Source organism: Lentzea sp. NPDC051838, from assembly GCF_040681245.1.
Taxonomy (GTDB): Bacteria; Actinomycetota; Actinomycetes; order Mycobacteriales; family Pseudonocardiaceae; genus Lentzea.
Genome location: NZ_JBFAYI010000029.1, coordinates 41,050 through 59,967, shown reverse-complemented (window position 1 = coordinate 59,967; position 18,918 = coordinate 41,050). Strand labels below are relative to the sequence as shown.

General features: G+C 63.9%; 23 protein-coding genes. 11 read left to right on the top strand and 12 right to left on the bottom strand.

Annotation, left to right across the window (positions count from 1 at the left end; genetic code table 11):
* Positions 1–5: 5 nt before the first annotated feature.
* Positions 6–167 carry a hypothetical protein gene (locus AB0M24_RS38400; RefSeq protein WP_363778401.1) on the bottom strand — a complete coding sequence of 54 codons (162 nt, stop codon included), beginning with the start codon at positions 165–167 and terminating at the stop codon, positions 6–8.
* Positions 168–213: 46 nt separating this feature from the next.
* Between AB0M24_RS38400 and AB0M24_RS38395 the strand changes: the two genes are divergently transcribed.
* Positions 214–441: a hypothetical protein gene (locus AB0M24_RS38395; RefSeq protein ID WP_363778400.1), complete on the top strand. Its 228-nt coding sequence runs from the start codon at positions 214–216 to the stop codon at positions 439–441.
* Positions 442–630: 189 nt separating this feature from the next.
* On the opposite strand, the gene AB0M24_RS38390 is transcribed toward AB0M24_RS38395, so the two are convergent.
* The 4 genes from AB0M24_RS38390 to AB0M24_RS38375 all read right to left on the bottom strand — a co-directional run bounded on the left by AB0M24_RS38390 (position 631) and on the right by AB0M24_RS38375 (position 3,805).
* Entirely contained in the window at positions 631–1,491 is an 861-nt protein-coding gene (locus AB0M24_RS38390; protein ID WP_363778399.1) for a helix-turn-helix transcriptional regulator, read from the bottom strand.
* 8 nt (positions 1,492–1,499) lie between these two features.
* Positions 1,500–1,877, bottom strand: coding sequence for a hypothetical protein (locus AB0M24_RS38385; RefSeq protein WP_363778398.1), 378 nt, complete (start codon positions 1,875–1,877; stop codon positions 1,500–1,502).
* A complete protein-coding gene (locus AB0M24_RS38380; protein WP_363778397.1) occupies positions 1,874–2,716 on the bottom strand; it encodes a helix-turn-helix transcriptional regulator in 843 nt (280 codons plus the stop codon). Before AB0M24_RS38380 ends, AB0M24_RS38385 begins: the two co-directional genes overlap by 4 nt.
* 561 nt (positions 2,717–3,277) lie before the next feature.
* Entirely contained in the window at positions 3,278–3,805 is a 528-nt protein-coding gene (locus tag AB0M24_RS38375; RefSeq protein WP_363778396.1) for a hypothetical protein, read from the bottom strand.
* A 691-nt stretch (positions 3,806–4,496) separates the two neighbouring features.
* Between AB0M24_RS38375 and AB0M24_RS38370 the strand changes: the two genes are divergently transcribed.
* Both AB0M24_RS38370 and AB0M24_RS38365 read left to right on the top strand, forming a co-directional pair.
* Positions 4,497–5,363 carry a helix-turn-helix transcriptional regulator gene (locus AB0M24_RS38370; protein WP_363778395.1) on the top strand — a complete coding sequence of 289 codons (867 nt, stop codon included), beginning with the start codon at positions 4,497–4,499 and terminating at the stop codon, positions 5,361–5,363.
* Positions 5,364–5,389: 26 nt separating this feature from the next.
* A complete protein-coding gene (locus AB0M24_RS38365) occupies positions 5,390–5,590 on the top strand; it encodes a DUF397 domain-containing protein (protein WP_363778394.1) in 201 nt (66 codons plus the stop codon).
* Between the two features lie 107 nt (positions 5,591–5,697).
* On the opposite strand, the gene AB0M24_RS38360 is transcribed toward AB0M24_RS38365, so the two are convergent.
* The 3 genes from AB0M24_RS38360 to AB0M24_RS38350 are packed head-to-tail and all read right to left on the bottom strand — an operon-like array spanning position 5,698 to position 7,890.
* Positions 5,698–6,141, bottom strand: a complete 444-nt coding sequence (locus tag AB0M24_RS38360; RefSeq protein WP_363778393.1) for a hypothetical protein — start codon at positions 6,139–6,141, stop codon at positions 5,698–5,700.
* 14 nt (positions 6,142–6,155) lie between these two features.
* Positions 6,156–6,710, bottom strand: a complete 555-nt coding sequence (locus AB0M24_RS38355; RefSeq protein WP_363778392.1) for an isochorismatase family cysteine hydrolase — start codon at positions 6,708–6,710, stop codon at positions 6,156–6,158.
* A 4-nt stretch (positions 6,711–6,714) separates the two neighbouring features.
* Entirely contained in the window at positions 6,715–7,890 is a 1,176-nt protein-coding gene (locus tag AB0M24_RS38350; protein ID WP_363778391.1) for a hypothetical protein, read from the bottom strand.
* A gap of 128 nt (positions 7,891–8,018) precedes the next feature.
* Here AB0M24_RS38350 and amcB point away from each other — a divergent pair, with 128 nt between their 5' ends.
* From amcB to AB0M24_RS38315, 7 genes are all read left to right on the top strand, one after another.
* Positions 8,019–9,122, top strand: coding sequence for a cyclophane-forming radical SAM peptide maturase AmcB (amcB, locus tag AB0M24_RS38345; RefSeq protein ID WP_363778390.1), 1,104 nt, complete (start codon positions 8,019–8,021; stop codon positions 9,120–9,122).
* Positions 9,119–9,280 carry a multiple cyclophane-containing RiPP AmcA gene (gene amcA / locus AB0M24_RS38340; RefSeq protein WP_363778389.1) on the top strand — a complete coding sequence of 54 codons (162 nt, stop codon included), beginning with the start codon at positions 9,119–9,121 and terminating at the stop codon, positions 9,278–9,280. The genes amcB and amcA overlap by 4 nt, the downstream gene beginning before the upstream one ends.
* Positions 9,281–9,282: 2 nt before the next feature.
* Positions 9,283–10,164 (top strand): hypothetical protein, encoded by an 882-nt coding sequence (locus AB0M24_RS38335; protein WP_363778388.1) that lies wholly within the window; start codon positions 9,283–9,285, stop codon positions 10,162–10,164.
* A 412-nt stretch (positions 10,165–10,576) separates the two neighbouring features.
* The gene (locus tag AB0M24_RS38330) at positions 10,577–10,762 is read left to right on the top strand and encodes a hypothetical protein (protein ID WP_363778387.1); all 186 of its coding nucleotides are present in this window, start codon (positions 10,577–10,579) and stop codon (positions 10,760–10,762) included.
* A complete protein-coding gene (locus AB0M24_RS38325; protein ID WP_363778386.1) occupies positions 10,755–11,063 on the top strand; it encodes a hypothetical protein in 309 nt (102 codons plus the stop codon). The genes AB0M24_RS38330 and AB0M24_RS38325 overlap by 8 nt, the downstream gene beginning before the upstream one ends.
* A gap of 123 nt (positions 11,064–11,186) precedes the next feature.
* The gene (locus tag AB0M24_RS38320) at positions 11,187–11,864 is read left to right on the top strand and encodes a hypothetical protein (protein ID WP_363778385.1); all 678 of its coding nucleotides are present in this window, start codon (positions 11,187–11,189) and stop codon (positions 11,862–11,864) included.
* The gene (locus AB0M24_RS38315) at positions 11,861–12,031 is read left to right on the top strand and encodes a hypothetical protein (protein WP_363778384.1); all 171 of its coding nucleotides are present in this window, start codon (positions 11,861–11,863) and stop codon (positions 12,029–12,031) included. The genes AB0M24_RS38320 and AB0M24_RS38315 overlap by 4 nt, the downstream gene beginning before the upstream one ends.
* Here AB0M24_RS38315 and AB0M24_RS38310 read toward each other — a convergent pair.
* From AB0M24_RS38310 to AB0M24_RS38295, 4 genes are all read right to left on the bottom strand, one after another.
* Positions 12,005–12,901, bottom strand: a complete 897-nt coding sequence (locus AB0M24_RS38310) for a hypothetical protein (protein ID WP_363778383.1) — start codon at positions 12,899–12,901, stop codon at positions 12,005–12,007. The two genes, AB0M24_RS38315 and AB0M24_RS38310, sit on opposite strands and share 27 nt — an antisense overlap.
* Positions 12,898–13,770 (bottom strand): hypothetical protein, encoded by an 873-nt coding sequence (locus AB0M24_RS38305; protein ID WP_363778382.1) that lies wholly within the window; start codon positions 13,768–13,770, stop codon positions 12,898–12,900. The genes AB0M24_RS38310 and AB0M24_RS38305 overlap by 4 nt, the downstream gene beginning before the upstream one ends.
* A gap of 839 nt (positions 13,771–14,609) precedes the next feature.
* Entirely contained in the window at positions 14,610–15,638 is a 1,029-nt protein-coding gene (locus tag AB0M24_RS38300; protein ID WP_363778381.1) for a hypothetical protein, read from the bottom strand.
* 255 nt (positions 15,639–15,893) lie between these two features.
* Positions 15,894–17,387, bottom strand: coding sequence for a hypothetical protein (locus tag AB0M24_RS38295; protein WP_363778380.1), 1,494 nt, complete (start codon positions 17,385–17,387; stop codon positions 15,894–15,896).
* A gap of 501 nt (positions 17,388–17,888) precedes the next feature.
* Between AB0M24_RS38295 and AB0M24_RS38290 the strand changes: the two genes are divergently transcribed.
* Entirely contained in the window at positions 17,889–18,887 is a 999-nt protein-coding gene (locus AB0M24_RS38290; RefSeq protein ID WP_363778379.1) for a DUF4917 family protein, read from the top strand.
* The last annotated feature ends 31 nt before the right edge of the window (positions 18,888–18,918 follow it).

Sequence of the window (18,918 nt, the reverse complement as noted above, 5' to 3'; positions counted from 1 at the left end):
GGTGTTCATGACCAGCAGTCGATTCCTGGCTGTATATCGAGCATCGGGAAGTACTCGCCATGTACTGCGCCGTGCTGGTCGCCTATCGCGTTCCACCGCCTCAGCAACACACTCAGCGCCGCCTCATCCTCTGGAACCGGCACCGCCGTGTAGATGGTCTCAGTCACTCTCGCCCCGTCTGGCTTTGTTCATGTGAAGTGACATCACTTGTCGGTGAACAGCGACAGCGCCTCGTTGTTGCAAGCGTTCGGCTTGGCGGTACTCGTTGGCACGCCGGAGGTCCTCGACGAGAGCCCGGACGGCGTCCTTGGGATCAGCAGGCAGCGGCTTCCTCAGGCTGACAACGGTCCCGGCAACCTGGCCTGGCACATGGTGCAGACGTGCGGGCGCGAGTCACCGTCGACACCATTCCGATTGATGATCATCCAGCCCGACGAGTAGACCCGGTCTTCGAGCACATCGATGCCGGCGCGACAAGCCTGCTGCGCAGTGCAGTGCGCCAAGCCGTGAGCAGTCGCGTGCGGCCAGCCGCTCGATCAGGCGACTTCTGCGGACTGCCCAACGTCATCCAACGAGGTCAGCCTGTTCACTACAGTGGCGAGGCGTTCAGCATCCGGTGGTCGGAGAATCTCAACGCATGCTTGTGCATGTCGGCTCAGCGGCGGCTTCAGCGGTGAGCTCCAGCGATTCACCGGGATCGAGGGCGAGCTCCTGCAGCGTGGTGAACCGCTGGGCGCACTGCTCGGTCAGCGCCGGATCCTCGACGTACTCGGCCTTGAAGAGCGTCTCCACGTACGCAACGTTGTTGTGCTGGCGGTGCGGGAAGTCAAGCAGGGTGAACGGAGAGCCCATCGCCGGATAAACCCCAACACTGTGCGGCACGATCTGGATGCTGACCGTCGGATGCTCGCTGATCTCCATAAGGTGCAGCAGCTGAGCCTTCATCGCTCGTGGCCCGCCGATCACCGGCCTCAGGACGGACTCGGGAAAGACGGCCTCGACCAAGAGCGGATCCTTGCCGTTGAGGCGTCCTGCCCAGGCCTCGCGCACCATTGCCAGCCGCGCGGCGCGTACCGGGTCCTCGTTCTGCGTTACGGCGTTCGCATAATGAGGAGTTTGAAGGATCGCGGGGACGAGATCGGTTGAGAACACGCGCAGTCTTGACGCCTCGAACACGAGAGTCGCGAAGTCCGCGGCCGGATCAAAGTTCAGCGCGTTGTCGAGCATGCCCGTGCGGAGTCGTTCCGCGTGCTGCGCACGCAGCACCACTGCCTGCCATTCCGGAGTGGGCATCTTGTAGACGTACCCGAGCGCCATGATGTCCACGAGCGCTGAGGGCTGCATGGCGTTCTCCATCATGGATAGCTTGGCGCTGCTGAAGCCCACACGTTGACCGGCCTCGGTGAGGCTCAGTGCGCGCTCGTCGCGCCATCCCGCCAGCTGCCGCCCGATGGCACGTTCGAGCGTCGTGGCCCGGAAGTCCTTTGGCATAAGAGATCTCAGTCTTGGTTCGCGGCGGCGACGTACAGGCCGACCTTCAGCGCATCCTCGCGCTTCTGCATCAGCCACACCTGGTCGAGAAGGAAGACTCCCAATATCAGCAGGACTCCGAACAGACCCGCAGCCACCCAGATCCCTGTCGTGGCCGCCCACAGGATTCCCCAGCCTCCACATGCCACGAGCGCAAGCAGGACCACGACTACAGAAGGAAGTGGTAGGCGCGACGGCCCAAAGCGGATCAGTTGGTCGATCTCACCTCGAACTCCCAGCCTCAGTCCGCGGTCTTGCCGACTTCCTGTCTCCATCGCCTCGTTGAGCCGCGCGGCCACGACCTCCACCGCGGTGGCATCGAGTGGGCGCACTCCGGTCTCAGTCATTGCTCTGTCTCCTCGTCCTCACAACCTGATTCGTCTTGTCCTGCAAGTTCTCGCAACCTCGTGTGGAGGCGGTCGATGAACTCGATCGACTTCTGTCTGTCCAGGCTCACCCGGTCGAGTTCGCGAGCCACCGCTTCGTAGCCTGTGATCGACTCCTTCTTCTCAATGAAGAGGCTGGAGTTCTCTGCTTCGAGCCAGACCACCGGCTCATACTTCGCGGACTTCAAGTGCGAGAACGAACCTGCGATGCCCGCATGGGCGCCGGCCTCGGCGGGCACCATGCGGATCTCGATGTTCTTCCAGTTCGCCATGAACATCAGGTGGTGTATCTGGTCGGCATGTGTCGCAGGTCCGCCCACTTGAAGCTGGAGTGCGAACTCATGGATGAAGAAGGTGCAGACCAGCCGGTTGCCGAGGAGCGCCCTGAACTCGGACTGCGCGCGCAAGCGCTCGTCAACCTCAGCCGCCGACACGGTGGCGGACGCGACCAACAGCTCACGCATGTAGGCGTCTGTCTGCAGGAAGATCGGCACGACATGCGGCTGCCAGGAGAGCAGAGTCTTCGCCTTGGCGACGTGCGCCTGCGCCGTGCTCGGCCGGATCGGCGCACAGGTACCGTGCTGCTGCCACCAGCCAAGAATTTCCCTTACTGGGAACAACACGAGCAGGCGATCGCGCTCGGCGGCCTCGACCCGGCAAACACCCAGTAGCAACGCGACTTCGAGCTTGCTGACGCCGCCCTTGCCGGTCAGCACGTTCGAGACCTTGGCTTCGTCCCAGTCCAGCAGCTCGGCGACCTCGCGTGCTGTCAGCCCAGCGTTCGCGATCGCTTTTCGCATGCCCTCACCAAATGCGCGACCACGTGCGGTCGAGGACCTCTTCGGCATAGCCCAATTCCTTTTACTGGTAAGAAGGTTTCAAGTGATCTACTTCAGTCCTTTGAGGACGTTCGCAGCCTGTGCTGCCGGGGGCTCCAACATGTACGGTCCCGCGTTGTCGCTGTCGCAGCACCGACAGCAAGGTGCACGTTGAGCAACATCCGGCACGGTGCCGCTACCTTGCGCCAGAACGTTCCGCTGCGACACTTCCGGCAGCAGCCGTTCTCGTCCGGCCGATGCTCATCGGCGAACACACGTAGTGCTGCGACCAAACCTGGAACGTCCTGTCGCATCACCGATAAGGCGGAGTCGGCATCACCATCGGTCGCGACGCGCGACACACGTTCAAGGTGATCGTCCAAACGACGACGAAGTTCACCGAACAGCACCAGGTTGCTCATCGCCGATACCTCCCGTGGCTGGCAGTCCTGGCGGAATCGCTGCGCTGCGGCGGGGTTACCTCGCGGCCGATATCTCTCGACAACGCCAGCTCGGCCTCGACCGCGATCAGCCTTGGGGCCGTCATGCTTCGCCGTCCGCGAGCCGCAGTCGCCGTGCCCGCAGGGTGACTGTCTCTGTGTCAAAACGTCCGGTGCCCTGAGTGCCGCTGAGGTCGAACCCGTCGGCGAGGTTGCAGCCGAGCAGGTCGTAGGTAGCGATGAGCAGCGTCTCGCCGTTGCGGGCGGGCGTCGTCGAGAGCATCCACGACACAGAGGTGGGCTCGTAGCCAGGCCTCATCAGCACGACCGGGAACGATGACGACACCCACCGGCCGTCGTACGGGAGGACCTTGCCGCACGTGACACCGACAGGGACACCGAAGCCGGAGAGCGAGACGGTCAGCAGGGTGTCTGGCGCTGGGCGGCCGCCTCGCCCGAAGTCGTGCTCACGCCAATACGCGTCCGGCGTCTTCATCCACTCCGGCTCGGCCGAGACGTGCGCTGCCGCGCGAATCTTGGAGGTCCGTCGCGGTCTCCGTACAGGCGCGCGCGAGGCGCCGAGATTGCCGATCTCCTCGGACAATGTGGAGGTGTTCAGCAGCGCGCTCATCGAATACCGCCAGCTGATAGCCAGCACCGCAGGTCACTCGTACGAACCTTTGGCCGCGCCTGGGCAAGGTCTCCGTGTCCGCGAGTCGTGAGCCGATGCACGCGGGGGTGCCGACACCCCGAAGATCGGTCGGCACCCCCACCTCGCACCGGCCGCTCCAGGTCGGGGCAGAGGCGGACGGCGGAGTAGGACGGAAGCTGCGTCGCCGACGGAGGATGCGACGGTCGGCTGCGTGCACGACGTGGATGGCTGTCGGCGGTACCTCGCTGGATGGGGCTTGCCAGCAGCACCTCCAGGGCCGCCAGGCCGACTGGGGCCAGCACGGCCACCGTCAGCCACAAGACGTACGTCAGTTCGGTCGGCAACACACACCTCCGGAAGTTCCTTGCTTCTCCGGGTTGCGTGACGTCCATGACCGCAGAGCAGGACAGGACTGTCCGCGGCGAACGTCACCTCGCCGGGCGGTCCGGGCTGCCGCCGCGTAAACCGCGAACCAGCAGCCCGGACCACCGACCCGCCTCCGGCAGCTTCGGAACCTGTGAAGGCTGGAGACGAGTCGTCGACTAGGTCGACCAGGGTCGAAACTACCTGAGGAATAATTCCTGAGGGAATACTTCGTTCGGTGGAACCGCCTCGCCTCGTCTCGCGAGGGTCGGTCACACTTGGTCACCCAGGACGGCCAGGAGGATGGATGAGCAAAGAGGTGCAGCCGCGGACGCCGTTCGTCAGGAAGCGCCTGGGCGAGAGGCTGCGTGATCTTCGGGACCAGGTGCCGATGACCTCAGCGGCGATCGCCGAGCGGCTTGGCATCAAGCAGGGAACGGTCAGCAAGATCGAAACTGGCAGGCAGGCCATCCGCCCGGCCTACGTGGAAGTCATGTGCCAGGCCTACGGAGTGTCCGAGAAGGAGACCCGCGAGCTGGTGCAGTGGGCCAAGGAAACCGGCATCGCCAACCCGCTTGAGCAGTACAGCGACGTTGCGAACGCCGACACCTTGGACTACGCGCAGGTAGAGGGATCCTGCGAAGAACTGTGGGCACACGGGACCGGCCAGCCATTTGGGCCGTTTCAGTCACCGGACTTCATTCGAGCCATCCGCAAAGCTGCACAACCCGACAGCACCCAGGAAGACCTGGATCGCTACGTCGAGCTTCGGCAGGTCAGGTTCGAGAATCTCAAAGACAAGCCGGTGCACGTCGTCATCGACGAAGCGATGCTGCATCGCCTGGTGGGCGGATCGGCGACGATGAGAGGGTTGTGTCGGCATCTACAGGGCATAATCGAGATGCCGCTGAAGAAGATACAGATCGTGCCGTTGACCGCCGGCGCCTATGCCGCTCAGGTCGCTGGGTTCCGCATCGCCCTCCGGATCCCGCCCGAGCCGAAGGTCGACCTCATTCACATCGAGCATGAAATGGTTGCCCTGTTCCTCAACAGTGATGATCACCTGAGCCGGTACAAGGCCATGTTCGACCAGTTGGTCGACCTTGAGCAGGGCGTGGCGCTGTCGCAGGAGGACTCATGGAACCTCCTGGATAGACTGGCCAAGAACCTGTGAAGGCAACCTGAAGGGCGGGTGCGGGCATGAAAGACGACCTGTACCGATGGAAAAAGAGCAGTCACTCAGACAACGGTTCAGGCGGATGCGTCGAAATGGCGTTATGCGAGAACGGCGGGGCGCTTGTCCGGGACTCAAAGGGTGATCTGACGGTGTGGATTCCCCTAAGCCCCGGGGACTTCAAGTTCCTTCTTCACTACGCGACGGACTATCCGACTGCTTCATAGCGGGGCTCGCCCCGAGCTTGCATAGCTGACCCTCGGCACTAAGGTGCCGAGGGTCACTTGCTTCAATACGAAATGCGTGCGGCACCATGTGAACGGCACGGTACGACCTACTGATTGCCTAACGCCGGGGACCAGGGCGACCAGGTGGCGTGATGGACCGGAAGTCCGGCCTCTCGGAGCTGGCTGACGACGCGGGGATCGTCGTCCACGATCAGAACGACCGTGCGGTGCTGTTGAAGCTCAAGAACGCGTTCAAGCTTCACCACCCGAGCCGGCCGCTTGTCACCCTGAGGCTGCATCAACAGTTCGCCCGGCGGCAGGCCTTGGTCCGCGAGCCATCGGCGAGTCAGCTCAGCCAGTCGTACCGGTCGCCCAGTGAGCCACACGACGTCGTGATCGACGGCCAGTTTGCGCGCCAGCTCGACACCATCCGGCAGCACCGGATCATCGCCGGCCGCGTCGAAGAAGTCGGCCCACTTGGTCGGCGAGTCGGTGTCGAGAAGGTGAAGCCGATGGCGGACGTCGGCCACAGTGCCGTCGATGTCCAGCACCGCTACCGGTCGTGTCACGCGGTCGCCACCAGCTTGTCGGCGAAAAGGGAGTCCGCGTCGACGAGCTGACGGCGTCCGATGAACCGGCTGGTCACGAGAAGGCCTGCCTCGTGCGCTTCCTGTCCCGCATGGCTGTAGACCGCGTCCTTGACCACCCAGGGCGTCAGGCCGCGTTCGAACGCGTCGCACGCGGTCTTGAGCACGCATGACTCGGTGGCGATCCCGACGATCACGATGTCGGTCCAACCGTGTTGCGCCACTGTCGCGGCGCCTTCGTCGGTGAACAGCGAGTAGATCGGCTTGTCCAGCACCGTGATCGCACGCTGTGATGCTGGGACCAGCTCGTCGACGATGTCGATCTCGGGAGACGTCTGCATTCGCGACCAGTTGATCAGCCGCTCGTAGGGCGATCCGGGATGGTTGACGAATCGGGTGAACACGGTCGCGCCGCCAGCTTCTTCCCAACGACGCACGACATCCGCCACGTGCGGAACGACGGGCGCTGACTTGCTGGAGACGAACCCGTTCTGCATATCGACGACAACCAGCACGCTCTTGGCTAGGTCCACCTGATCATTCTCCGCTCGTGTCTCGCAGCAACTCCAGCGCGGTCGTCAGGTGCTTGCCCAGCTCGCTGGTGTCGAGCACCGCCCGCCGCATCGCGGCGTGTTGCGCTGTCTCCTGCGGCCTGGCCATGGTCAACCGCGACCTGACCGCACGGATCCAGCGCCATCCGTACTCAGGTGGGACAACTGGATCACGTCCTTGTTCCACTTGCTCGTGCACGCGGTGGCAGTAGCACCACAATGCCTGGACCAGCAGCTCACAGTCGACCAGGTCCGCTGTCTGGAGCGCTCGCCCCGCCGCTTGCGGGTGGTAGCTGATTCCCGCCCAACTCGCGCATCCGATGGACACGCCGCGGATGCCGAACTCGTCGATGCGGCTGTCGTGGAACCCATCGCGCAGCAGCATCTGCTCAACCAGCTCCGCGTGGTGCAGCGATGGGCCGGCCTCGTCCGTCCCGCAGTCGAGCAGGACGCGGGGCATGCTCAGCAACCTCATCGCGGTGTCGAGCTCCTGGCCGCTGCACGGTGACTCGTGCAACCAGTAGGCCGACAGCACGTAGTGTGCGATGGGTGTGTCCGAGCCGGTCAGCTCGCGGAGCCACGCCGTCGCCCACTGCCGGGTCTCGCGATAGGTCTGCCGACGCCACATCGCCAGGCTGGCGATGTTCGGCACGCTGAGCTCCTCGGCCAGGTGGAAGACCGCGACGCCCCATGGGAACGCGTACAGCTCGCAGAGGCCGGCCGGATATTCGACCTGTCCGACGTGGCAGTCCGCCCATTGCACCGAGCTCGGCGTGAGGTTCGCTCGTTGTATGAGCACGGCGAGCAGCCCAGGTCCGAGGTGCACTGGTACGAACTTGTGGCTCGTGAGGCCATACGAGTGGCAGTTCGTGGTACTTGCGTTGAGGGTGCCGAACAGCTCATGTGGTGTGGCCTCGAACGCGGCGCAGTACAGCCGGATGTAGACCTCGTCGCGCACGGCGGCTCTGCCGGTCTCGTGCCGGTAGATCGCCTTGGTCATGGCGCTCAACTCCGGCGTCGTGAGCTCCAGTTGGCGACCAAGCCGCTTGAACTCCCTGGCGAGTCGGTCTCGCCCCCAGCCCTTGGCCTGCCGCCGGGCGATCAGCACAAGGTTCGGCGTCGGCCGCTTCCCCTCGCTGGTCGCAGCGGCGTCGCTGGACATGATCAATGTCCTTCCGTGTCCCTGCCTGTCATCTGCCGCATGGTCGTCCTCCAAACCATATTTGAATCATCACGAACGAACGCGCGATTCGATCAGCGTCACGCCCGCGACAACACGCCGGAGGAGCGATGACCCCGTGGTTGGCCGAACAGCCCAAGACCATCGTCGTCCAGCCAACAACGCTGTGCCCGATGGACTGCACCTACTGCTACCTGCTGGAACGGCACCTCAAGCAAGAAATGACCCCTCAGGTGGCGTCCGCTATCGCGGACGGCATCGGCTCGTCGTGGGACCCAGTTGAGGTTGTGTGGCACGGCGGCGAGCCATTGGCAGTCGGGCTTGAGCGGTTCGTGCAGTTGTTGCAGCCGTTCGAGTCGCTGCGCCAAGCAGGGCGTGTGCGGCACAAGGTCCAGACTGGCGGCGGCAGACCGATCACCGACGCCTGGTGCGACGTGTTCGAGCAGTACGAGATCGGTGTGGGCGTGAGCATCGACGGTCCTCGTGAACTCAACCACCACCGCGTCGACCGCGGTGGCCGGCCGATGTTCGACCGGACCATCGCGGGCATCGAGACTCTGAAACGAAGGGGGATCCCCTTCACCGTCCTGGCGGTCGTCAGCCAGAGCGGCACCGGCCAGGCCGCGCAGGTCCTGGACTTCCTGCGAGATCTGGGCACGTCGTGGGTCGGGTTCAACATCGAAGCCAAGGAAGGCGCGAACGCCGACGGCCAGACACCCTCGATCGACCACTCCCGCCAGTTCTGGCGTGACACCTTCGAGTGGTGCCGGCACAACACAGACGTGACCGTGCGGGAGGTCTCAAATCTGTTCGGGTTCCTCGGCCTGACACAGGAGCGGCGGGACGCGGACTCCAAGCACGACCCCATTCCGACGATCGCGTGGAACGGGGACGTGGTGCTGCTGTCCCCGGAACTGCTCGGAGCTCGCAGCACCACCTACGACGACTTCATCGCGGGCAACGTGCTGGAAGACGACCTGCCCTCGATTGTGCAGCGCTCTGACGACCTGCTCTACGTCCGGGAGTTCACGACCGCACTCGAGACCTGCAAGCGCACGTGCGAGTTCTTCTCCTTTTGTCAGGGCGCACACGCGGGTGATCGGTTCTTCGAGCACGGCACCTTCACCGCGACCGAGACCGACCACTGCCGAAACTCCGTGCAAGCGCCCGTCCTGGCGCTTGCCGAACTACTACAGACAAGGGGAAGCAGATGACGATCTTGGAGACAATGGCCTCTGCAGTGTCCAACCGCGACACTAGGTGGGCACAGCTCGTGGCCGCCGTCACCACGACGAGCGTGAGCACCAGTGGCGTGGACTGGGGTCGCAAGGGCGGCAGTTGGGGCAAAGAAGGCGAGTTCTGGAAGAAGTGAGCATGGACGCCCAGGAGATCGAAAAAGCCGTCGAGCAGCGACGGGTCTGGCTCGACAAGCAGCTGGCCGCGGCAGCAGCTGCGCTGGACGTGAGTGTGGTCGGCGAGCCGGTCAACACCTTCGACATGCGCTCAGCCGGCGCGGTCGCCCGCAGCGAGGGCGAAGATGTCTGGCTGAGGGTCGTGGTGGAAGACGCTGACTACGAGCCCGTCTGCCGGTGGGACGGCAACGTCACCGCCAACTCGATCCTGGGCGTCGCCAAACCCACCGTTCTCCGGTGGCACGACTGGCAGAACAACAACGAGTACCTGAGCGGCCGGCGCCTCCGGGGCGAGGCGATGACCCTCGCCCCAGGGACGACGGTCGCCCCCGGCGGCGTGCTGCGCGATGACCCCCACCTACCGGACATCTGGTGGGAAGAACTGCGACGGTCGCTCACAGCGCTCGCGGCACACCCGATGGACTGGCACAACGAACTGGACGCGGTGGCCTCGACCATCCGGAGCGTCGAACACCACTTCGGCATCACGTTGCCCGAGAACGTCTTCGCGGATGTCAGCTGGACGACCGCGCACGCAGACTTGCACTGGGCCAACCTGCGCCAGCCACAGATGTGCATCCTCGACTGGGAGAGCTGGCGTCCCATGTTCGCCGGGTACGACCTAGCCACGCTCTACTGCAACAGCCTTCTCGACCCGCATACCGCCCAGCGGATACGCAACATGCCAGAGCTCCAGACCCTCAGCGGCAACCTGGCTCTCCTCGCCGCGATCTGCCGCTACCTCTGGATCGTGGGCGAAGGCAGCGAGTGGGACCTTCTCGAACCTCAGCTACGTATGGAAGCCGAGCCGATTCTGTCCAGCATGAGCGCGAGAACCGAATGAGTCGACGCGGCACCGATCAGTCCTTGGTCGCGCGGTAGGGACCCGCACCTCAGAGACCCCATGCGCTATCGCGGCCGACACGGTCACGCGGTGAACTCTCGCTCGGTACGCCAAGTCGTCATCGTGGAACCGAGGCTCAGGTACTGGCAAGTGTGGGTCTACTGTCTCGGCCCCAAGCCCTGCCTCCCGCCGCCGAGCAGACGGCGCGACAAGCGCCGCACACGTCCTAGCGAACATATGTGCGAATACAGTGGTAGGTTCTCACGCCTTGGATCGGCAGCTTCTCGAACCGTCCCAAATGGACGGTAAGCTCACGTACAGGGTCGACATGACTGGCCAGCCAGTGGCTCTCTTGCCAGCGCGATGCAAGCTCGGCCGACACACCCTCGGCCACTCCCAGTTCCGAGCAGTCGTGAGCGACGGTGAAGCCCGCATCAGCTGCCTGGCCTGCGCCACCGACACCGCCGACCACTTCTGGCGCCTGACCGCGACGGCGCCCGCGCCCGACCGTGCCGAGCTGTCCGACGAGCTCTACTTCGATCTCATTCGGAGCCGGCCGCGGGCTGCGCTGCCGTCAACAGGCGGCCAACGTGCTTGATAGCCCATTCACCATCTGGGAGGGCAACGACGTACACGGCCGCAGACCGGTGGTCACCGGGGTCTCGGTCAGCTTGGACCGCTTGTTCGCCCGCAGGCCAGATGCCAGGCGGCACGTCATTCCCACCGGACTCGACCTGACCGGCACAGTGCAGGGTCAGCTCCACGGACGGTTTCCCGGCGTAGAAGGCGACTGGCTCGGCGTCGTCAACTACGCGATCAACTATGCCGACGGCCGACGCGACAAGCTGTACGTGTCCGACCAACTAGTCTCCTTTGACGTACTGCGGCTACGTGAGTAGTCAGAGCTGGCCTGTACCAACGCACGCAGTTAGGCCGATCGAGTTACCTTCGAATTCCTGACAACAAGGAAACATGCCAGGAACGCCGGGCACCATGTCCGTGACTCGCGACTCTCCGTGCGCATGTGGATCGACCCCATGCTCGCCAAGCCCGACGGCGGCACTCTCCGCGAAGCCACGCGGTGGGCCTACGAGTACAAGCTGGACGGCCACTGTGCGGCAATGCGGATCGCTGCCAATGGCACCACAGTGCTGACCAACCGCAACGGCCTCGACCTCACCGCCGAATTCGCCGAGTTGACAGGCGTCCTCACCGCGGCGCTGCGAGGGCGCGCCGCAGCCCTCGACGGTGAGGTCGTGGTCTACAGCAAAGCAACCAGATCGACTTCGGCTAACACAGCTCGAGCGTTGGCCGGGACGTCCAGTTCCGGCAGTTCACCAGTGGCGAAGACCGCCTGCAGCACACCTCCTCGCGCGGCTTGCGCGCCGACCGCGACTCGACCTAGCCCCTCGTTCCGTGTGCCGACGAACGCCCTCCCCCGCAACCACCGAAGGAGCGCGCGACACGTCGAGAGTGGCCGCGGCGTGACCGTCAACGCAGGCGGCCGAACGATTGTGCTGTCCAATTTGGATAGACAGGTGCATCCGTGTGGCTTTACCAAAGGTGAGGTCATCAACTACTGCAGCCGTATCGCGACGCTTCTCTTACCCCGCCTGCGCGGTTGGCCCGTCACCATGATCCGTTTCCCGGACCGGGTGGGCGGCCAGGCGTTCTTCCAGACTCGGGAGAGAGCCTGGTGACCGAGCGGATCTGCTTCGGCCAGCTGTCGGTGCCGAAGCAGGTGATCAGCGGGATCGACCGCAAGATGCCGCGGCCGCGCGCTGCTGCAGGTGTGTTGCGCAGCATGCTCGCAATGTCGGCAGTCAACCGGACCTGCGCCTCACGAAGACTGATCCACCTGCTCTGAACGACTAGCTTCCACCGCGCGGAACCTCGCCACGTGTGCGGTGAGCAGGAGCAGCGCCGCCGAGGTCGCAACGAACGCTGCGGATGGAACGACCGGATGGAACGTGGTGCACGGATCCTCGCTGGCCGAGGCGTCCATGATCCCGAAGCTCACCACCGAGGCGAACACAAGGACGAGGAAGATCCAGCCGATGCGGGTGGTGGATCGCGACAGCTCCTCAGGTGTTCGCGACTCGGGTGTGCGTCGGCAGTACACGGGATAGCCGATCCAGCTGACCGCGAGCTGGACCACGATCATCCCGATGCCGAGCAGCTCAATGACGGAGATCGGGTGGTCGCTGCCATACCTGACATCGGCGTAGTCGGTCATGCCCAACCCCGTGTACACGACGATCACCGGGGCCACGATCACCACTAGAACGTTCCTCGCATAACCGGAGGCCGACAGCTTTCCGTCTGTGGAACTGGACGACAACGTCTCCGTAGCCTCCAACGTGAGCACGACGGCGTAGAAGAGCATCGCGCCGGCCAACGAGAACGCCACGGCCAGAACGGTTTCCTCGGTAGCCGCACGTCCGCTGGACACCGACGACCCGGCGAGGACGGCGTCGCCGAGGCTCACCAGCGTGAGAGCGAGAAACGCGGAGATCAGCATCCGGTACGCGGAGCCCAGCGCCTCCGTGAGATGCCGACGTGTGTCCTCGGCCTCGGGCGAGAAGTTCCGCACCGCGTCCAGCCGGGCCGAAGCCAGGAAGATGAGCGCGGCGAAAGCCAGTCCGGCGAGCACGCCCGCCAGCTGCGAGTAGAACCCGGCCACACCGGCGATGTTGAACTTCAACGTCATCTCGGCAGGGCAGGTGTCCGTCGTCATCGCCCGTCAGCACCTTCGGTCTCTACCGGCTGAGCCTCGACGACGGGCTCAGCCGGCCGAGGTGCGGAGAGGACGAGTGCAACCACCAGGACGGCGGGAACCACCAACCCGACCACCATGGTGAGCAGTACGAAGAACATCGGGGTCGGCGACCACCAGGTCGTGGGCAAGCTCGTGAGCGTTCCGGCGAACACGGTGCCGATCACCGCGTAGATCAACAATCCGAGCGCTGTTGCCGAGGACGAGCGCTTCGCCGTCTCTATACTGCCGTCAGCTTCTCTCCGCGCTCGCTTCCACCCCAACCACGCCGCTACGACACCCACGGCCACGGGCGACAGCGACACCAACCAACGCAGCCAGCCAGGCCCGTGGTTCCCGAAGACGACCTCGAAGTAGTCAAGCGCTGTGCGTGCCAACAGAAGCATCACTGTCGTCGCGACGCCGTACAGCATGAAACGCGAGAGCCGGTCGAGATCCACGATCTTCGAGTCCGACGCCAGCTCAACCGCGTCATCGTCGAGGTGGTGCGAGAGGAGCCACCTGATCCCGCCAATCAACGCCATCGCACCCGCCGCCAGCATTCCACTTGCGGCCATGGCTTCACTCCACACACGAGCGCACATCGGATCCGTGTTGCCGCCAGAAACCAGGCTGAACAGATAGCTGTCGAGACCCAGCACCACGAACGTCGCGGCAAAGAGGCCGAGTGTCTGGGTGTTCTTCGCGCCAGGCCGGCCGAACAGGATGATGATCCCGGTGAACACGAAGCCAGCGAGGACGCCCGCCAGCTGCGAGTTGGTCGGCGCGGAAGTGATCACACTCCAGCCGTTGCCTGGGCATCCACCGTTGTCCACGAGAGCCTCGCGCATCGTCGCATCCAGTTCGTGAACCAACCGTCGGAAGCGAATCCGCAGCCGTTACGGCCACCCGTGAGGACAACCCGAACAGCGCAGCGGCTAGAGCTGGATCAGATGCGTCTTCAAGAACATCGACGCCAGCGCCCTGGCCTGGCTCCTTACAGCGACGCTGCCCAGCGGCGGGCGCCGCCGCCGTGGACGTGCTGGTCGGCGGCGGTCTCACCCCCTCGGCCAAGACCTCTGGTTCCGACGGCCCGCAGGTCTACGTAGCCATCACCACCGGCGCCGAACCGCACCGTCGGCCCGCGCCAAGGCGGCGGCCAAGTGGTCCGCCGCCGCCGAGACACCCACGTTGGTTACCGCGAAGATGGCCAAGGTTCTGCGCACCGCCAAGGTCTTGATCGACTGGAGCCCCTCGAGCAAGTCAACGGCGTTTGCTGCAGCGCTAACTTGATCTTCGTGATGGCGACTAGCCAGAATCCTGTGGGCCACAACGCCTTACGACTTTGATCATCGTTGTCGACGGCTGATAGTTCCAGCCGCGGCCAGGGTCGCGGCCGAGCCTACGACGACAGAGCTCACCCACCCTGGTGAGACGATGAAGACAGTGAACGCCGCCGCGGCCACGACAAGCAAGCTACCCAGCAACAGCGTAACCATCAGTGCGATTGCCCGGTGGGTACGCTGGTCACAAGCGAGTATGCGATCTACGAACTCGATGGCAGACCGTGGGCGTCTGGTGCTGTGCACCACGCATCCGCACGGCATGCACCGCTTCGTCCGACTGTACCGAAGGTCTGCCGGAAGCTTCTCTGCGTTCCGGTCGCTGCGAGAGTTCGACTTGGCACTGCTCATGATGCCGCTCCAACTTGTCCAGTGTGGACAAGCGGAAGGTCAAGCTGTCGCAGCAGCAGCACAACCTGTTTGTCATCAGCGGCGCGGAATCTGATGGCATCGTGGCTAGAGAGGTCCAGCGGCTGTTCTTGATCAAGAATGGCCGTGTGCGGATCTATCCCAACGACGGGGCGACGCCACTCACGCGCCAGAGTTGAGATGTGCTTTTGCTTTCCGATCTCGACGTTGAAGTGGTGGTTGGTATCCCAGACGTCCAGAGTGGTCATACGCAGTGGCGCGAAGCGGCGAAGGACCGCGCTCGCGATTTGGATCGTCGCAGCATTGCCTGGATGTTGTGGCCACTGCTTGACCTCGCCGGACAACGAGGCTCCCTTGCCACTTCGAGTGGGATCAAGGACTTTGAGGTCTTGAACAGTGTCATGGACATGCGTGAGCGCCTGTCCCCAGTGGCGTTGGGTAAGCCCGCCGAGCACCACTTCACCCGCCGTCGTGTGCTTGTCGGTTTGCCAGAGTCGCAACACGAGCGCTCGCTTGCGGAAGTCGACGCAGAGTCCGCGGATACCCCAGTAGTCGGCGGGGTCGTTGGCCCAGTGCGGAATCAGGCTCCGTAGGAGCGGTATGGCCGCGTCCGGGTGCAACCTCACGATGAGCCGATCCCGACACGGACTGACCGAAGTGATCACTGGCGCGATGGTGTGGTTCTCAAAATCGAGAGTGCCTGTGAGGTAGTACTCGATGACATCCTGGATGCCGTGCAGGGCCAGCAGTACAAAAGCTTCCAGCAGGCGCTGCGCATGGCTGTGCGCGTCGGGGAGCACCGCTTGCCGCAGAGACAAGGGCACTGGTGCGACCGCGAGCCGCAGATCCCCAGCCGATTGCCCTCGATATCGAATCGTCGACAGGACGTCTGCACAGCTGTTGATCGCTTCGCGGTTGACGAAGTGCCGCGCGAGGTCCGGGCGTTCGCCAGTGAGGCTGCAACGGAGACCGACAAGTCGATCGAAGTACGAACCCGTGTGCGGCATTGGCGCAGTCCTCCTTGCTCACCGCCCGGCTCGGCGAGATCGAAGTCAGACACACCAGCGTGCCGTGCGACGCACGGAGTTCTCACAACTGCGGCCGTGTGGGCTGATGAACCCTGCAGCGGTCTTGTCGCCGGTTCCGGGCAGCGACACCGTCTGCGTGATCACGGTAATGCGAGCTTAGCGGATCAGGTGGCTGAACGAAGGCCGAACGGTGCGCTCGCCGTGCAACGCGACCGTCATCCCTCGACCTCGACGCTAGGGAAGATGAGTGGTCCGCAGCACCGCACGGTGGAAGCGCAGTTCGGTGTGCCTGTCGTCGGCAGCCACGTGAAGCTTGCGTAGTCCGATTTCAGGGTCAGTCAGTGACAACACGAGATCATCTGCGGATGGGTACCCACCCCACTCGAGTTCCCAGTGGTCGTTCGCTCCCCAGAGTCTCCGCAGACCGCTCCCAGACCTCTCCTGCTCCCGATCGCGGCCGAGAGGATCGTGGAACCAGGTTCCGATGGCCCAGCGCTGTGCGGGATCGCGCGTAGCGACGCGAACGAGGATGGCGCCGAGTAGTTCGGCCATCTCTGGTGAGCGTGGCGGCAATGCCGCCAAGTCGGTGATCTCCTGTTGTCCAAGAGGGTCTTTGACGGTAAGCCAGCCCCGAGTGTCCCACCCGTGTTCATGTTCGGCCGCGTCGCATGATGGTGGCTCATCACGCCTGGAAATCGTCAGGCGGGCGCCTGTCGGCAAGTGCACGAGGCGGAAAATGTCGCCGGCCGGTCGGCATTCGATGCGCAGCCCTGGCAGCCCCGAGCTCGGCGACGAGCCGACAAGCCGTCCAGCCACGTTGTCCGGCGCCGTCGCAAAGATCACCAGTTCGTCATGCCTGGGCGACATGATGAGGTCGTAGCACGTCAGAGCGTCTAGGCAACGCCGCGCAGGGGGAGCACCCAGCGTCCCCGCATTGAAAACGTGCAACGCCAGCAGAGCCCTCAACTCACGCTGAGAAGCAGAGCAACTGTCCAGCCCCAAGCCGAATCCGCTGAGTCCGAGTGCCGCAGATCGAACGGTCTCTCCGGTGAAAGACGCTCTGACGTCCTCGGGCGCCTCGCGCTGTCGGCGCGCGGCGCGCTCAGGACGCGGCGGATACGTCAGGTGGAGTTGCTGGCCGATCGACAACTCTTCGGGAATGACTTTCACCCCAGGGATTCCGCATGCGGGGTGGGTGAGCACCGAGGCAGTCTCAAAGCGATCTGGGCCCTTGCTCCAGCGAACGTGCAGATCCTCACCGGTCACCGTGCTGTCGCACCAGTTCGCTCCCTGCCAAAGCGCGTAGCGGCGGAGCACTGCGCTCATCAGGTCATGCGGCCTCAGGGATCTGCGGCGGAGCGCCGTTTCCTCTACAGGGTGAATCTCCCGCCGGTGGTCCTTCCAGAAGTTCACCTCTGGATGTTGATGGTCGCTCATGAACTCCACGGCCTCGCCCCAGCGACGTGCCCCCACGCCGTACACGCGCGCCTGCGCAGGTGGATTCGTACCGAGCACTTGAAGAACGAGGTGGTCACGTTCGACGCGTACACGCACGCCGGCCCCGCCGTAGAGCTCGCCGTCGTACTGACGAGGCAGCGCTTCGGCGAGGAACGCGTTCAGGGACTCGTCGGCGATGCTCAACCCGATCAGATGTGGGTACGGGCGGACCGTTGTGACGACCTGGACGCGGTCAGCCGTCGATCCACGTTGCTGATGCACCCAGTCCACGGCCGCGCCAGCTGCGAGGAGCAGTCCTGCTTCCAACACGCGTTGCGCCCGAGTTTCGGCCGGCGGCAGCAACGCAGCGTCAGATCTCGCTAGTTCGCGTCGTAGGTGCACGGGATGCTCCCCTGTACACCTACGACGAAGCTCCACCCGCTGATTGAGGCCCAGAACAAACTGAGTCGACATGACATCCTCCGCTGACGCTGCCCGGTCAGCGCCGCCGAGAGTCCATGCCAAACGCACGTCAGCAGCAACATGTGGTTCGCGGTGCCGCCTCTAGCGACTTAGTAGGCACGCACTCCCAACCGGGCTGAGGGAGGAGCCTCGAAGGCGGCCGTAACCACCGCGCATCAGCTTAACAACACGACGCAAGTCAGCAGCTCCGACACGCCATCTGATCAATACGGCGACCAACAGACACTGGTTCGTAGGACGATGCGTCCCGTTGATCAAAGGTCAGCACCGCGGGCCAGAGAGGTGAACCAGTCGATGACTCAACTATCCGTGAGTGCGGAACTGCTCACCTGGTCAGACATCGAGGATAGGAGATGGGACACGCTGCTGGTCGGCAACGGCGCGAGCATCAACGTCTCACCTGGATTCGGGTACGGATCGCTGTACGAGAGCGCTGAGAGCAGGTTCACCGCATCCGCTCTTGCCCTGTTTGACCGACTGGGCACACGCAACTTCGAAGCAGTGCTGGCGGGCCTGTCGTTGACACGGACGCTGACGGATGCAGTCGGCGAGCCGGTCGCTTGGGTTGATCCGATCTATGACCAGGTGCGTGACGGACTGTTCGATGCCGTCGGTGAGGTGCACGTGCCTTGGAGCGCGGTGCATCCGGCAACCCTGCAGTCGATGGCCACACACCTCATTCGGTACAAGCGGGTCTTCACCCTCAACTACGACTTGTTGCTCTACTGGGCGGTGCAGCACGACGACGTCCGTGGGCGCCTGGTGGACTTCATGTGGTCGCACGAGTTCACGTTCGACAGCACCGACACCGCGGTCTTTAGCAACAAGACTGCGCTCTACCACCTGCACGGCGGACTTCATCTATGGCGTGACGCACTTACCGGTACAAGTGGCAAGTGGACTGCCGCAGACGTCAGCCTGTTGGAAGGTGTACGCGGCGCTTACCGTGCGACTGGCTCACGGCAACCGCTGTTCGTCAGCGAAGGCGACCCCGAGGACAAGCTGCGTGCGATCCAGCGCTCTGACTATCTGTCTTTCGCATACCGCGATTTCCTGGCCGATGAGCAACCTACTGTTGTGTTCGGCGCGGGCCTCGGCTCGCCTGACCGCCACATCGTGGACGCACTGACTGCCGGGCCGTCACGTCCGATCGCGATTTCGATTTATCCGACCGGCGGCCCAGATGCCCCTGTCGCCATCGTGCACACCAAGACCGCGCTGATGCAGGCACTACCAGGGCACGAACTGATGTTTTTCGACTCCACTACGCATCCTCTGGGTCAAACACTGCAAACCACGTCGCTCTAGCCACTCGTGGCCCTGACGTTCGATCAGCACT